This is a genomic window from Neisseria chenwenguii (genome assembly GCF_002216145.1).
In the GTDB taxonomy this organism is placed as follows: Bacteria; Pseudomonadota; Gammaproteobacteria; order Burkholderiales; family Neisseriaceae; genus Neisseria; species Neisseria chenwenguii.
Map to the genome: position 1 here is coordinate 380,851 of NZ_CP022278.1, position 15,148 is coordinate 395,998.

Sequence of the window (15,148 nt, forward strand, 5' to 3'; positions counted from 1 at the left end):
TTTTCAGACGGCCTTCCGTTTCGTTTGAATCCGTTTTCAGTATAGGAACATTTCCGCTGCGTCTCAAGCGGCTTTGGCTAAAGATAACGGTTTGCCGTGTAAAGATAAATAGAAAAAGGCCGTCTGAACGCCCTAACGGTTTTCAGACGGCCTCACAGCTTAAGGTTATGCCAAACCTTTGCTTTTCAATACTTCCAGCATAGTGGTGCCCAATTCGGCCGGACTGCGGGTGTAGGCCACGCCGGCTTTTTCAAAGGCGGCGAATTTTTCTTCCGCCGTACCTTTGCCGCCGGAAATAATGGCGCCTGCGTGTCCCATGCGTTTGCCTTTCGGGGCGGTCACGCCGGCGATGTAGCCGACTACGGGTTTGGTCACTTCGGATTGGATGAACTCGGCTGCTTCTTCTTCCGCCGTACCGCCGATTTCGCCGATCAGGATGATGGCCTCGGTTTGCGGATCTTCTTGGAAAAGTTTCAGCGCGTCGATTTGGTTCATGCCCGGAATCGGGTCGCCGCCGATGCCGATACAGGTCGATTGACCCAAGCCCAGTTTGGTGGTTTGGGCTACGGCTTCGTAAGTCAGTGTACCGGAGCGGGAAATGATACCGATTTTGCCGGGCTGGTGGATATGGCCGGGCATAATGCCGATTTTGCACTCGCCCGGTGTAATCACGCCCGGGCAATTGGGGCCGACGAGGCAGGTGCCGTTTCCGTTGGTTTCGAGATAACGTTTGGCTTTAAGCATATCCAGCGTCGGAACGCCCTCGGTAATCACCACCACCAAGCCGACACCCGAATCCACGGCTTCTACGATGGAATCGAGGACAAACGGCGCAGGAACATAAATCACGGAGGCATCCGCGCCGGTTTCGCGCACGGCTTCTTTCATGGTGTTGAACACGGGCAGGCCGAGGTGGGTTTGGCCGCCTTTACCCGGGGTAACGCCGCCGACGACTTTGGTGCCGTAAGCCAGCGCCTGCTCGGAATGGAACGTACCGTTTTTACCGGTAAAACCCTGTACCAATACTTTAGTGTCTTTGTTTACTAAAACGCTCATTCATATTCTCCTTAGACTTTAACAGCGGCAACGATTTTCTGGGCTGCGTCGGCCAAGCCGTCGGCAGAAGTCAGTTTGAGGCCAGATTCTTCCAGCAGTTTTGCGCCCAGTTCGGCGTTGTTGCCCTCAAGGCGCACCACAACGGGTACGGTAACGTTTACTTCTTTCACAGCGGCAATAATGGCTTCGGCAATCATGTCGCAGCGAACGATGCCGCCGAAGATGTTGATCAACACGCCCTGCACGGATTTGTCTTCCAAAATCAGTTTGAAGGCCTCAACCACGCGCTCTTTGGTTGCGCCGCCGCCCACGTCGAGGAAGTTGGCCGGTTGGCCGCCGTAGAGTTTGATGATGTCCATCGTGGCCATCGCCAAGCCCGCGCCGTTTACCATACAGCCGATGTTGCCTTCCAACGCAACATAGTTGAGGTCGAATTCGGATGCTTTCAGCTCACGCTCGTTTTCCTGCGATTTGTCGCGCAGTTCGGCGATTTCCGGAAGGCGGTACAGCGCATTGCTGTCAATGCCGATTTTGCCGTCCACACAGGCCAAATCGCCGTTTTCGCGAACCGCCAGCGGGTTGATTTCAAACAGCGCAAAATCGTTTTCGATAAATGCGCGGTAAGCACCGGCCATCAGTTTGACAAACTCGTTGATTTGCTTGTCTTTCAAACCCAAAGCAAACGCTGTTTCGCGCGCTTGGCAGGGTTGCAGGCCGACCAGCGGATCAACGGTTACTTTAATGATTTTTTCAGGCGTTTCTTCGGCGACTTTTTCAATTTCCACGCCGCCTTCGGTCGAAGCCATGAAAGTCACGCGGCGTGAAGAACGGTCGACCACGGCACCCAAATACAGCTCGGTTTGCACAGGATACATGTCTTCGCACACCAGCACGCTGTTGACCGGCTGGCCTTGCGCGTCGGTTTGGTAAGTAACCAGGTTTTTACCGATCAGGCTTTCCGCCACTTCTTTGGCTTCTTCACGACTTTTCACGACTTTCACACCGCCCGCTTTACCGCGGCCGCCGGCGTGAACCTGGGCTTTGACAACAGCAAATTTGCCGCCCAATTTGTCGTAGGCGGCGGCAGCTTCCTCGCCGTTTACCGCCAAAATACCGCCCTGCACAGGCAGGCCGTAGCCCGCCAGCAGCGCTTTTGCCTGATATTCGTGTAGATTCATAAACTTCTCCTTGGATTGGTGGGAATGTTTTTCCGTTTTCAGGCGGCCCTGACTGCTGCTTTATTTAAACGGCAACCACATCCGCGTCAGCAGATACATCAGCGCCCCGCCGCCGCCGAGCAGCAGAAAGATGATGCCTTTTTTGCGCGCATTCGGACAAAGCCAATAAACGGCCAGGCTGAAACTGAAAAACAAAACGGCAACGCGCCAAACCAACTCTTTGTTTTGAAAGCGGTTTAACGTGTAGGTTTCCGACATCATCACATACATCTGCCACAGCGCCGCCGCGCACATGCTGAGTATTCCCGCGGGAATAAAGATGAGGCCGATAAGTTCTTTACTCATATAAAAAGGGCAAAATTTTTGCAAACATCGAAGAGACCGTCTGAAACCGATGCTGTAAAACGCTCTGTTTTTTCAGACGGCCCAAACGGCATTTAACCGTGCAGCGCGCGTTTTTCGACCGCCAGCGCGGCTTCGTGCAACACTTCCGACAGGGTCGGATGCGCGTGGACGATACGGGCGATGTCTTCACTGCTGGCAAAAAATTCCTGCGCGACAACGCCTTCGGCGACCAATTCGCTGACCATCGGGCCGACCATGTGCACACCCAAAATGCGGTCGGTTTCGGCGCAGGCCAAAACTTTGACCGTGCCTTTGGCTTTGCCCAAACCGAGCGCGCGACCGTTGGCGCCGAAGCCGGAAATGCCTTTTTTGTAGGCCGTGCCTTCGGCTTTGAGTTGCTCTTCGGTTTTGCCTACCCAAGCGATTTCGGGGTCGGTGTAAATCACAAACGGGATGTTGTTGAAGTCGATGTGCGGTTTCTGGCCGGCGATGCGCTCGGCCACAGCCACTCCCTCGTCGCGGGCTTTGTGCGCCAGCATCGGGCCGCGCACCACGTCGCCGATGGCCCAAACATTGGGCAGGTTGGTTTTGCAGTCGCCGTCAACTTTGATAAAGCCGCGTTCGTCTTTTTCCAAACCGACGGCTTCGGCGTTGAGGCCGTCTGTATTCGGAATACGGCCGATGGCGACGATGAGTTTGTCGAAGGTTTCGCTTTTCATTTCGCCTTTGTCGGTTTCAAATTTGACGGTTACGCCTTTGCCGTCTGAAACGATATCGCCGATTTTCACGCCGAGCCGGATGTCCAAGCCCTGCTCTTTGGTGAAATATTTGAAGGCTTCTTTGGCGATTTGCTGGTCGGCGGCGGCGAGGAAGGTCGGCAGTGCTTCAAGAATGGTAACTTGCGAACCGACGCGGTTCCATACCGAACCCATTTCCAAACCGATTACGCCCGAACCGATGACGCCGAGTTTTTTCGGCACTTCGGTCAGATTCAGCGCACCTTCGTTGTCGAGCACATTCACATTGTCGATTGCAGTTTGCGGCAGCGGGCGCGAAACGGAACCGGTGGCGACGATGACGTGTTTGGCTTCGACGACGGTTTTTCCGCCTTTGTTATCGACTTGGATTTGGTACAGATCGCCGTTTTTACCGACGAAACTGCCGCGCCCGAACAGGCTTTCGACTTTGTTTTTCTGAAACAGGAATTTAATCCCGCCGGTGAGTTTGGTGACGATGCCGTCTTTGCGCTCAATCATTTTAGCGGCGTCGAATTTGATTTCGCCGACGCTGATGCCGTGTTCGGCAAAATCGTGCTGCGCGGCGTGGAAATGTTCGCTCGACTGCAACAGTGCTTTAGACGGGATACAGCCGACGTTGAGGCAGGTGCCGCCCAACGCGGGCGCGTCGCCTGCTTTGTTGACGCCTGCGTCGATACAGGCGGTTCTGAAGCCTAATTGCGCGGCGCGGATGGCGGCGATGTATCCGCCGGGGCCGGCGCCGATAACGACTACGTCGAATTGGGACATTATCTGTTTCTCCTGATTTAAGGTGTGGAAAGCCGTCTGAAAATCCGCCCGGTTTGGCGTTGGAAAAATTCAGACGGCCGTTTGGTTAACGGTGGCAGCGGTACGGACTGTATTCGCGCACTTCCATGCCGGTCAGATTGTTGTGGACGCGGATCGTGGCGTGCGGATAGTTTTTGCAGAGGCTGCTGCACAGCACCTTGATACCGGCCTTGTTGCTGTCGAATTCGATTTTCTTATTAAGCTGTTTTCCGTTGGCATTGTAGGCGGCAACGGAATATTCTTTTCCTTCAAGCGCACACGCGGCGAGTAAAAATGCGACGGCGCAGACGATATATTTTTTCATGGCAGATTCCTTTCCTTCAGCGTCGTTTGTTTTTTCAGACGGCCTCAAGCGGCTTGAGGCCGTCTGAAAACCGTATTACAAATCCAACAGCAGACGTGCCGGGTCTTCCAGCAGGTCTTTGATGGTAACCAGCGTCAGCACGGCTTCACGGCCGTCGATGATGCGGTGGTCGTAAGACAGCGCCAGATACATCATCGGGCGGACGACCACTTGGCCGTTTTCAACCACAGCGCGCTCTTTGGTCGCGTGCATACCCAAAATCGCAGATTGGGGCGGGTTGATAATCGGGGTGGACATCATTGAGCCGAATGTGCCGCCGTTGGTAATGCTGAAGGTACCGCCGGTCAGGTCTTCCAGCGCGATTTTGCCGTCTTTGGCTTTTACGGCGTAATCCACAATCGCTTTTTCGATGTCGGCAATGCTCATCCGGTCGGCGTCGCGCAGAATCGGCACAACCAAACCGCGCGGGCTGCCGATGGCGATGCCGATGTCGAAGTAGCCGTGGTAAACGATGTCGCTGCCGTCGACGGAAGCGTTAACCACCGGAAATTTTTTCAGCGCGGCCACGGCGGCTTTGACGAAAAACGACATAAAGCCCAGCTTCACACCGTGTTCTTTCTCGAATTTTTCTTTGTATTTGTTGCGCAGGTCCATCACGGGCTTCATGTTGACTTCGTTGAACGTCGTCAGAATCGCGTTTTCCTGTTGCGAAGCCAGCAGACGCTCGGCCACGCGGGCGCGCAGACGGCTCATCGGCACGCGCTGTTCGGGGCGGTCGCCGTTTAACACGGGATTCGGCGCAGCGGCGGCTGCGGCCGGTTTACCGGCGTTTTGCACGTCTTCTTTCAACACGCGTCCGCCGCGGCCGGAACCTTGCAGGTTGGCGGTATCGACGCCGTTTTCAGCCGCCAGTTTGGCAGCCGCAGGCATCACACCGGCTTGTGCGGATACGTTTGCAGCAGCAGGCGCAGCTTCGGCAGCGGCGGCGGTATCGATGCGCGCCAAAACTTGGTCGGCGGCAACGGTTTCGCCGTTTTGCGCAACGATTTCCACCAATACGCCGGCTTGCGGTGCGGGTACTTCCAAAACCACTTTGTCGGTTTCGATGTCGATCAGGATTTCGTCGCGGGCAACCGCTTCACCAACCTGTTTTTTCCATTCCAGCAGCGTACCTTCGGATACGCTCTCAGACAACATGGGTACTTTTACTTCAACAATCATTTTTAGTCTCCAAACGGCCGCCGTTTTTCAGACGGCCTGTGATGTGTTCTTGAAAAAATTTCGGAAAATCAGAATTTCAAAGCGTCTTCAACAAGCTGTTTCAACTGCGCCGCATGTTTGCTGGCGTAACCGACTGCCGGCGATGCGCTGGCCGGACGGCTGGCGCAGGAAAGTTCCTGTGTATCGCCCAAGACGCGCTCGATGCGGTGGCGGATTTGGTAGAACGCACCTTGGTTCTTCGGCTCTTCCTGTGCCCAAACCACTTCTTTGGCATTCGGGTATTTCGCCAGCTCGGCTTGAACTTCGTCGTATGGGAACGGATAAAGCTGTTCGATGCGCACGATGGCCACGTCGTTTTCCAGCTTGCGCTCGGCGCGGCCGGCAGCCAAATCATAATAAACCTGACCGGCGCAGAGGATGACGCGCTTCACGCTGCCGTTGTCGGCGCGGGTGGCGGTGTCGCCGATAAGCGGACGGAAACGCGAACCTTCGGTGAAGTTTTCCAGCGGGCTCATGGCGTCTTTGAAACGCAAGAGGCGTTTGGACATGAAAATCACCAGCGGTTTGCGGTATGAGCCCAAAACCTGACGTTGCAAGAGGTGGAACATCTGCGAGGCTTCAGACGGCATAATCACCTGCATATTGTTTTCGGAACAAAGCTGCAACCAGCGTTCCACGCGGCCTGAAGAGTGTTCGGGGCCTTGTCCGTCATAGCCGTGCGGCAGGATGGTGGTCAGGCCGCACAGGCGTCCCCACTTGGTTTCGCCCGAAGAAATAAACTGGTCGATAACCACTTGCGCGCCGTTGGCAAAGTCGCCGAACTGGGCTTCCCAAATGGTCAGTTTGTCGGGCGCAGAGCAGGCAAAGCCGTATTCGTAAGCCATCACGGCTTCTTCGTTCAAGATCGAGTCAATCACCAAAAACAGGCCGGTGTTCTCACCCATGTTCATTAAGGGAACATAAGCGCCGTCATCCCATTTTTCGCGGTTTTGGTCGTGCAATACGGCGTGTCGGTGCGAGAACGTACCGCGTCCTGAGTCTTCGCCGGAAATGCGCACTCCCGCACCTTTGGTGACGAGGTTGGCGTAAGCGATGGTTTCGGCCATGCCCCAGTCGATCGGCTGCTCGCCCGCCGCCATCGCTTTGCGCGCTTCAATCACGCGCTTGGCGGTCGGGTGTAAGGCGAAGCCTTCGGGAACAGCGGTAAATTTGTCGGCCAAACGGCGGATGTCGGCCACCGGCAAACCGGTTTCCACATCTTCGCGCCAGTCTTTGCCTTGGTATTTGCTCCAGTCGATGCTGGTGCGGTCGAAGTTGCTCAGGGTGGTTTGCTCGACGTGTTCGCCTTTGTCCAGCGCATCGCGGTAGGCTTGGACGTAGCCGTCGGCCTCTTCGGCCGTTACCACTCCTTGCGCAACCAGTTGTTCCGCATACATGGCGCGGGTACCCGGATGGCTGGCCACTTTTTTGTACATCATCGGCTGGGTCAGGGTCGGATCATCACCCTCGTTGTGACCCCAGCGACGGAAGCAGACGACGTCCACCACGATGTCTTTATTGAAGGTTTTGCGGTAGTCCAATGCCGCCTGAATGGCAAAGCACACACGCTCGGGATCGTCGCCGTTGACATGAATCACGGGCGCAGCCACCATTTTCGCCACGTCAGTGCAATGTACGGTCGAACGGGTATCGCGCACGTCGGACGTGGTAAAACCGATTTGGTTGTTGATGACGATGTGAACAGTACCGCCCGTGGTGTAGCCGCGGGTTTTGGAAAGGTTGAACGTCGCTTGGTTGACGCCTAAGCCGACAAAGGCAGAGTCGCCGTGAATCAAAACGGGCAGCACTTTGTCGCGGCCGTTGTCGCCCAGGCGTTTCTGTTTGGCGCGCGCCGAGCCTTCCACCACGGGATTGACGATTTCCAGATGCGAGGGATTGAACGCCAGTGAAACGTGCATCGGGCCGTTGGGCGTCGCGATGTCGGAACTGAAGCCCATGTGGTATTTCACGTCGCCGCTGGGCAGTTTGATTTCGGCACGGCCTTCGAATTCGGCAAACAGATCACCCGGTTTTTTGCCCAAGGTGTTGACCAAAACATTCAGACGGCCCCGGTGTGCCATGCCGATGATGACTTCTTCCACGCCGTCTTTACCGGCGTTTTGAATCAGGTAGTTCAGGCCGGCAATCACGCTTTCGCCGCCTTCGATACCGAAGCGTTTTTGGCCGACGTATTTGGTGTGCAGATAACGTTCCAGCGTTTCGGCAGCGGTCATTTCTTTGAGGAGGCGGTGTTTTTGTTCGACGTTGAATTGCGGCGTTGACAGCACGCTTTCAAAATAATTGCGGATCCAGCGGCGTTCTTCCGTATTCGGAATGTACATATATTCCACCGCAAGATGACCGCAGTAAGTCTGTTTCAGATTATTGACAATATCGGAGAGCGCCATTTTTTCGCGACCGGAAAAGTCGCCGTCGCCCATGCTGAATTGAACGGCCATATCGGCATCGCTCAAGCCGTGAAATTTGGGATCGAGCGCTTCGAGGTACTGCGGCGGCGTCCGTTTGAGCGGATCAAGCTGCGCCGCGCCAAAGCCTTGGATGCGGTAGGCTGAAATCAGGCGCAACACGCCGACCTGTTTTTTCAGCATGGCTTCATCCATGCCGCCTGAAGATACGCCGGCTTTGTGTTTGGCCAGATTGGCAAACGATTCGCGAATCGGGGCGTGGGCAACGTCGGTTGCGACGACACCGGGCTGCTTGGCCAAATCGTCGAAATACTGTTTCCAGTTGCTTTCGACCGAATTAGGATTTTCCAAATAGCGCTCGTACAACTCCTCGATATAAGGGGCATTCGAACCGAACAAATAAGAGAAATTGAGTTTGTCGTCCATGGCAGTTGCTCTTTTCTGTAAAAATAAATTAAAAGGCGGAATCAGGCGGTTTCAAAGCGGAAGGCCGTCTGAAAACCCTACCTGTTCCGCCCTGCTTCCGGAAGCATACGCTTTAATCAGCGCTTGTCCAGCGGTACGAAATCACGGCGCGGTTCGCCTGTGTAAAGCTGGCGCGGACGGCCGATTTTCAGCGACGGGTCACCGATCATTTCGTGCCAGTGCGAAATCCAACCCACGCTGCGCGCCAAGGCGAAAATAACGGTAAACATTTCGGTCGGGATACCCAACGCCGATAAAACGATGCCGGAGTAAAAATCCACATTTGGGTACAGTTTGCGCTCGACAAAGAACGGATCTTTCAGCGCGATTTGTTCCAACTCCATCGCCAGCTTGAATTTCGGACTGTCTTCCAAACCCAGCTCTTTCAAGACTTCGTAGCAGGTTTCGCGCATGATGCTGGCGCGCGGATCCATATTGCGGTAAACGCGGTGGCCGAAGCCCATCAGGCGGTATTTGCGCTGTTTCACGCCTTCCATGTATTCGGGCACACGCGATACGTCGCCGATTTCGTCCAGCATGTTCAGTACGGCTTCATTGGCACCGCCGTGCGACGCGCCCCAAAGACAGGCAATGCCCGCGGCGATACAGGCAAACGGATTCGCGCCCGAAGAGCCGGCCAGACGCACGGTGGAAGTCGAAGCATTCTGCTCGTGGTCGGCATGGAGGATGAAGATGCGGTCGAGCGCGCGCGCCAATACCGGATTCGGCCTGTATTCTTCGCACGGCGTGGCAAACATCATGTGCATGAAGTTTTCCGAATAACTCAGATTGTTTTTCGGATAGTTGAACGGCAGGCCGTTTGAATAGCGGTAACACATCGCCGCAATGGTCGGGATTTTGGAAATCAGGCGGTAAATGGCGATTTCGCGATGGTTCGGATCGGTAATATCCAAACTGTCCTGATAAAATGCCGACAGAGCGCCGACCACGCCCACCATCATCGCCATCGGGTGCGCATCGCGGCGGAAACCGCGGAAGAACCAAGTCAGCTGTTCGTGCACCATCGTGTGGTGGCTGACAATATGGACAAATTCTTTTTTCTGCTCGGGCATCGGCAGTTCTCCGTAAATCAAGAGGTAGCAGACTTCCAGATAATCGGATTTTTCGGCCAGCTGCTCGATGGGATAGCCGCGGTAATACAGCAAACCCTCGTCGCCGTCGATGTAGGTAATTTTCGATTCGCAGCTTGCGGTGGAAACGAAGCCCGGGTCGAATGAAAACAGGCCGGTATTTTTGGTCAGCGCGCGGATATCGACCACGTTGTGGCCGATGGTGGCTTCCAATACCGGCAGTTCCAAATCGTTTTGATTGTCTGCGTGAAGTTTGACAGTTGACATCTGCTTACTCCTTTGTAAAAACGGTTGCACTTAGTTTGCATTTGATGCCGTCTGAAATTCAGACGGCACTTTTTTAGACGGCCTTAAGCATTCTGCGCAGCCGCCCTGATTTTTTCAAGCATGGGAACGAGATGGGTTTTGTCGGTTTGGGTGTGTCCGTTGACCAAAGCCAACAGCTCCTGATCTTGAAATTCCAAAACCTCGGTAAACAAAGCCAACTCTTCGTCGTTCAAACGGTCAAATTCCTGCTCCATAAACCTGCCGAAGATTAAATCCAACTCCAGCAATCCGCGGCGGGTTTGGAAGCGGATTTTCCGCTTGTCCGTATCGTCGAACACTTTCATTTCATACGGCCCGTTTCAACATGATTTCTTTAATCTTACCGATGGCACGGGTCGGGTTCAAGTGTTTCGGGCAGACGTCCACACAGTTCATAATCGTGTGGCAGCGGAACAGGCGGTACGGGTCATTAAGGTTGTCCAAACGCTCGTTGGTGATGGCGTCGCGGCTGTCGGCAATGAAGCGGTAGGCGTTGAGCAAACCGGACGGACCGACGAATTTATCAGGATTCCACCAAAACGACGGGCATTGGGTCGAGCAACAGGCGCAAAGGATACATTCGTACAAACCGTCCAGCTCTTTACGCTCCTCTTGGGTTTGCAGGCGCTCTTTATCGGCGTCGATCGGCGTGTCGTTGACGACGTAAGGTTTGATGGAATGGTATTGTTTGAAAAACTGGGTCATGTCCACAATCAAATCGCGCACCACCGGCAGGCCGGGCAGCGGGCGGATTTTTACCGGCTGCTTCAGGCTGCGGATGTCGGTCAGGCAGGCCAAGCCGTTTTTGCCGTTGATGTTCATGCCGTCCGAACCGCAGATGCCTTCGCGGCAGGAACGGCGGAACGACAGGGTATCGTCCTGCGCCTTGAGTTTGACCAGCGCGTCGAGAAGTTTGACGTCGGTCGGCTCGATTTCCAGCTCATATTTCTGCATATACGGCTTGTCGTCCACATCGGGGTTGTAGCGGTAAACTTCAAAACTTACTTTTTCCATGGGAAGTGTTCCTTTATCCCGGCAACGGCCTGTTTCAATCCGGCAGACCGTCGGGCGTTGGTTTTATTGTTCTGATATTTTTCAGACGGCCTCAGTCTCTGTTTTGCCATAAGGCCGTCTGAAAACTGCTTCGTCGCTTAATAGACGCGCTTGGCCGGTTCGATATAGTCGACGGTCAGCGGTTTGGTGTGTACGGGCTTGTAGGTCAGCGTGTTGGAAAGCGGATGGTAAAGCGTGTGTTTCATCCAGTTTTCGTCGTCGCGCTCGGGGTAATCGTCGGTCGCGTGTGCGCCGCGCGATTCTTTGCGCGCCTCGGCAGACACCAGCGTTGCTTTCGCCACCTCAATCAGATTGTCCAATTCCAAAGCCTCGATACGCGCGGTATTCCAGACTTTGCTCTTGTCTTTGATTTCGGTTTTCTTCACACGTTCGGCGATTTCCATCACCTGTTTCACGCCTTCGCGCAGAATTTCGTCGGTACGGAACACGCCTGCATGAAGCTGTACGGAACGCTGCAAATCTCGGCGCAACACATCGACGTTTTCGCCGTCAGTTTGGTTGTCCAAACGCTCCAAACGGCGGCGGGTCAGTTCGCCCGCGTCTTCCGGCAGCGCTTTCCAGCCCTCTTGTTCTTTGATGAACTTAATCATGCTGTCGCCGGCTGATTTGCCGAACACCACCAAATCAAGCAGGGAATTCGTACCCAGACGGTTCGCACCGTGCACCGACGCGCAGGCGCATTCGCCCGCCGCATACAGCCCTTTTACCGGCACTTCGTAGTCGTCGCCCTCGGGCACAATCACTTCGCCCAAGTAATTGGTCGGAATGCCGCCCATCATGTAGTGGGTGGTCGGCACAACGGGAATCGGATCTTTAATCGGGTCGATACCGGCAAACTGAATGGAAATCTCGCGGATGCCCGGCAGTTTTTCCATGATTTTTTCCGCACCGATATGGTCGATTTTCAGCAAAACATGGTCTTTGTTTTTACCGCAGCCGCGCCCCTCGTAAATTTCCATCGCCATCGCGCGGGAAACCACATCGCGGGAAGCCAGGTCTTTTACCGTCGGCGCGTAACGTTCCATAAAGCGTTCGCCGTCGGCATTCAGCAGGATGCCGCCTTCGCCGCGCACGCCTTCGGTAATCAAAACGCCCGCTCCGGCCACACCTGTGGGATGGAACTGCCAGAATTCCATGTCTTCCAGCGGAATGCCCGCACGGGCGCAAATGCCCAGGCCGTCGCCCGTATTCATGAAAGCGTTGGTGGAAGAGGCATAAATGCGCCCTGCTCCGCCGGTAGCGAACAATACGGCTTTCGCATGGAAGATATAAACATCGCCGCTTTCCATTTCCATCGCGGTAACGCCGACCACATCGCCGTTTTCGTTGCGGATCAGGTCAAGCGCCGTCCATTCGACGAAAAACTGCGTGTTGGCGCGGACGTTTTGCTGGTAAAGCGTATGCAGCATCGCATGGCCGGTACGGTCGGCCACCGCGCAGGCGCGTTCGACCGCGCGTTTGCCGTGTTCCGCAGTATGGCCGCCAAACGGGCGCTGGTAGATTTTGCCGCTTTCCACGCGGTCAAACGGCATACCCATGTGTTCCAACTCAATGACCGCTTCGGGCGCGACGCGGCACATAAATTCAATCGCATCTTGGTCGCCCAGCCAGTCCGAACCTTTCACGGTATCGTACATATGCCACTCCCAGCGGTCTTCCTGAACATTGCCCAGCGAAGCGGAAATACCGCCCTGCGCCGCCACGGTGTGCGAACGGGTCGGAAACACTTTCGACAATACGGCACAATTCAAGCCTGATTTGGACAACTGCAGCGCCGCACGGAGACCTGCACCACCGCCGCCGACAATCACGGCATCAAACTTACGGACAGGATAACCCATACTCACCCCCAAATCACTTTAATCGAATAAACCAGACACGCCACCAGCCAAACCACCGTACCCGCCTGCAAACACAGGCGCAGACCGAAAGGTTTGATGTAGTCCATCCATAAATCGCGGATACCGACCCAGGCATGGATAAACAGCGCGATAAACGTCAGCTGGGTAAAGAGTTTCACCCAAGCATTGCTCCAAAATGTTTTCCACTCGCTATACTCGCCCGGCAAAAGCAGCAGAAAAGCAATCAGCGCCACAATATAAAGCAGCATTACCACAGCGGTTACACGCTGCATCGCCCAATCTTTCAAGCCGTAGTGGGCACCGGCCAGCTTGCGGTTTACCATAACAGCGCTCCAATCACGACAGTCAACACCAATGCGGAAACAAACACAATTTTCGCAGTCAAACGCGCCGTTTGCAGTTCCAAACCCTTATGCGCATCCAAAAACAGAAAACGCGTACCCGCCAGCGCGTGGTGCAGAAACGCCCACAACACGCCGATCAGAGCCAGCTTCACAATCGGATGGGAAACAAAATGCAGATAGGAGACGAATACCGATTCGCGGTTAAGGGAAGCCGCGAGCAGCCCGAGCAAAACAGGCAGGGTAATGAATAAGATCACGCCGCTGATGCGGTGCAGGATGGAAACAATCCCCGGTATCGGCAGACGGATATTGGGGAGGTCTAAATAAACAGGACGGGGTTTTGCAGCCATAAGTTCTGTTCCTCAGTCGTTATCGTTTTCTCAAAACCGCGCAGTCGGAAATTACATCAGACTACACAGGATTGTAATGTACCCGTTTTACCACCGTTTGAACAGCCCGTTTTGTAAACAATCTAATCTTTTTTTACACACCGTCCATCGGATAAGCCAATGGTCTTAAACCGCCGACACATCCGCCCTAATCCTTTCGCAGCAGTTACCCGCCCGCCGCCGCAACTGGAAACATCCGCTCAGGCCGTCTGAAAACAATAGATTTTCAGACGGCCTGCAACCAAGCCGACATTTCTTTTCAGACGGCCTTACCAAACCTTAAACAAATAAGCCTTGATTTCAAACCAAAGCGCAGGCATATATATTTCGTTCACACCACACCAAAAGGCAGATTATGGAAAACCCAAACAACCCATCCTCTGAAGACTACATCCCGAAATTCCGCCGCAAAAAGCTGGACGAACCCGGCTTCCTGCGCAAACTCGCCCGCTTCGCCGGCCGCTTGGGTGCACCCGTCGTGCGCCAGCTTTACGGACTCTATTTCCTTTGGAAATCACCGCACACCCCAAAACGCGCGAAAATGATCATCTTGGGTGCGCTGGTTTATTTCTTCAGCCCCATCGACAGTATTCCCGACCTTTTGGGCCCGCTGGGCTTCAGCGACGACATCGCCGTCATCACGCTAGTTTACGCGCAGATGAAAGCCTACATGACCGACACCATCCGCGAGCAAGCCCGAGTAGCGGCGGATAAGCTGTTGGGCAAAAACTCCTAAGTTAAGCGCAATGCAAACAGCAAAGGCCGTCTGAAAAGTTTGAACAAAATTCAAACTTTTCAGACGGCCTTTCAAATTCAAAACAAGCGCACTTATTGCAGCGGCGACATCCGCATCACTTCCATCAGGAAGTTGGTAAACGCGGGATTATCCGGCTTGCCGTTCATGTTTTTCCAGCGTTGCTGCCAGCCTTTCAAAGCGTTTTGGATGTAGAGTTTGGACTGCTCGGTGGTGATTTCGCCGCGTTGGCTGTCCACCGCAGAGCGCAGGTAAACTTCATACATGCTGTCGTCCACCGAATTGCGGCCGACCTGCTGGATGCGGAAGCGGTTGAGATATTGCGCGGCCTGGACTTTCGTCAGTTTACCCTGACTGACCTGGTAGCTCAGGCGGGTCGCTTCGTCGCGGATTTTGGAAACGTCCGACCAATGGCTTGAAGCCAAGCGGAAAGAAGCCGGCGCTTCGGAAGACTTGCCCTTGGAAGGCACGGGTTTCGGTTTGACGTTTGTCGGACGGAGCGGAACTTCGCCCATCATCGGAAATTGCAGCGTTTCACAACCGGCAAGCGCCGCCAATGCAGAGAGGAGGATAATTTGTTTTTTCATGCGCGTGATTATAATCGGATTTGTCGGAGAAACCAACTGCATCAAAAATATTACAGTTGAAAACTTCGTCTGATTACAACGGCTTTCAGACGGCCGTATTATGGCACATATCGGCTGCAAGCAAAAGAAAAGGCCGTCTGAA

Annotated in this window: 15 protein-coding genes; 1 reads left to right on the forward strand and 14 read right to left on the reverse strand. The window is 54.5% G+C overall.

Annotated elements, in window-relative coordinates; genetic code table 11:
- Positions 1 to 165: 165 nt before the first annotated feature.
- From sucD to sdhC, 13 genes are all read right to left on the reverse strand, one after another.
- On the reverse strand, positions 166 to 1,056 hold the full coding sequence (gene sucD / locus BG910_RS01910) for a succinate--CoA ligase subunit alpha (RefSeq protein ID WP_089035385.1): 891 nt from the start codon (positions 1,054 to 1,056) through the stop codon (positions 166 to 168).
- Positions 1,057 to 1,067: 11 nt separating this feature from the next.
- Positions 1,068 to 2,234 (reverse strand): ADP-forming succinate--CoA ligase subunit beta, encoded by a 1,167-nt coding sequence (gene sucC / locus BG910_RS01915; protein ID WP_089035386.1) that lies wholly within the window; start codon positions 2,232 to 2,234, stop codon positions 1,068 to 1,070.
- 60 nt (positions 2,235 to 2,294) lie between these two features.
- Complete coding sequence (locus tag BG910_RS01920) at positions 2,295 to 2,579, reverse strand: hypothetical protein (protein WP_089037088.1); 285 nt, start codon at positions 2,577 to 2,579, stop codon at positions 2,295 to 2,297.
- Between the two features lie 92 nt (positions 2,580 to 2,671).
- The gene (gene lpdA, locus BG910_RS01925) at positions 2,672 to 4,105 is read right to left on the reverse strand and encodes a dihydrolipoyl dehydrogenase (RefSeq protein ID WP_089035387.1); all 1,434 of its coding nucleotides are present in this window, start codon (positions 4,103 to 4,105) and stop codon (positions 2,672 to 2,674) included.
- Positions 4,106 to 4,190: 85 nt separating this feature from the next.
- A complete protein-coding gene (locus BG910_RS01930; RefSeq protein ID WP_089035388.1) occupies positions 4,191 to 4,448 on the reverse strand; it encodes a hypothetical protein in 258 nt (85 codons plus the stop codon).
- A gap of 75 nt (positions 4,449 to 4,523) precedes the next feature.
- The gene (gene odhB / locus BG910_RS01935; RefSeq protein WP_089035389.1) at positions 4,524 to 5,669 is read right to left on the reverse strand and encodes a 2-oxoglutarate dehydrogenase complex dihydrolipoyllysine-residue succinyltransferase; all 1,146 of its coding nucleotides are present in this window, start codon (positions 5,667 to 5,669) and stop codon (positions 4,524 to 4,526) included.
- A gap of 68 nt (positions 5,670 to 5,737) precedes the next feature.
- Positions 5,738 to 8,560, reverse strand: a complete 2,823-nt coding sequence (locus BG910_RS01940) for a 2-oxoglutarate dehydrogenase E1 component (protein ID WP_089035390.1) — start codon at positions 8,558 to 8,560, stop codon at positions 5,738 to 5,740.
- A 116-nt stretch (positions 8,561 to 8,676) separates the two neighbouring features.
- Positions 8,677 to 9,957, reverse strand: coding sequence for a citrate synthase (gene gltA, locus BG910_RS01945; protein ID WP_089035391.1), 1,281 nt, complete (start codon positions 9,955 to 9,957; stop codon positions 8,677 to 8,679).
- A gap of 83 nt (positions 9,958 to 10,040) precedes the next feature.
- Positions 10,041 to 10,301 carry an FAD assembly factor SdhE gene (locus BG910_RS01950; RefSeq protein ID WP_089035392.1) on the reverse strand — a complete coding sequence of 87 codons (261 nt, stop codon included), beginning with the start codon at positions 10,299 to 10,301 and terminating at the stop codon, positions 10,041 to 10,043.
- Between the two features lies 1 nt (position 10,302).
- Positions 10,303 to 11,010 (reverse strand): succinate dehydrogenase iron-sulfur subunit, encoded by a 708-nt coding sequence (locus BG910_RS01955; RefSeq protein WP_089035393.1) that lies wholly within the window; start codon positions 11,008 to 11,010, stop codon positions 10,303 to 10,305.
- 137 nt (positions 11,011 to 11,147) lie between these two features.
- Entirely contained in the window at positions 11,148 to 12,911 is a 1,764-nt protein-coding gene (sdhA, locus tag BG910_RS01960) for a succinate dehydrogenase flavoprotein subunit (protein ID WP_089035394.1), read from the reverse strand.
- 2 nt (positions 12,912 to 12,913) lie between these two features.
- Positions 12,914 to 13,255: a succinate dehydrogenase, hydrophobic membrane anchor protein gene (gene sdhD / locus BG910_RS01965; protein ID WP_089035395.1), complete on the reverse strand. Its 342-nt coding sequence runs from the start codon at positions 13,253 to 13,255 to the stop codon at positions 12,914 to 12,916.
- Complete coding sequence (gene sdhC / locus BG910_RS01970; RefSeq protein ID WP_089035396.1) at positions 13,249 to 13,626, reverse strand: succinate dehydrogenase, cytochrome b556 subunit; 378 nt, start codon at positions 13,624 to 13,626, stop codon at positions 13,249 to 13,251. The genes sdhD and sdhC overlap by 7 nt, the downstream gene beginning before the upstream one ends.
- A gap of 394 nt (positions 13,627 to 14,020) precedes the next feature.
- Here sdhC and BG910_RS01975 point away from each other — a divergent pair, with 394 nt between their 5' ends.
- Positions 14,021 to 14,401 (forward strand): YkvA family protein, encoded by a 381-nt coding sequence (locus tag BG910_RS01975; protein WP_089035397.1) that lies wholly within the window; start codon positions 14,021 to 14,023, stop codon positions 14,399 to 14,401.
- Positions 14,402 to 14,493: 92 nt separating this feature from the next.
- Here BG910_RS01975 and BG910_RS01980 read toward each other — a convergent pair whose 3' ends face one another.
- The gene (locus BG910_RS01980; protein ID WP_408633790.1) at positions 14,494 to 15,015 is read right to left on the reverse strand and encodes a prokaryotic membrane lipolipid attachment site family protein; all 522 of its coding nucleotides are present in this window, start codon (positions 15,013 to 15,015) and stop codon (positions 14,494 to 14,496) included.
- Positions 15,016 to 15,148 lie beyond the last annotated feature (133 nt).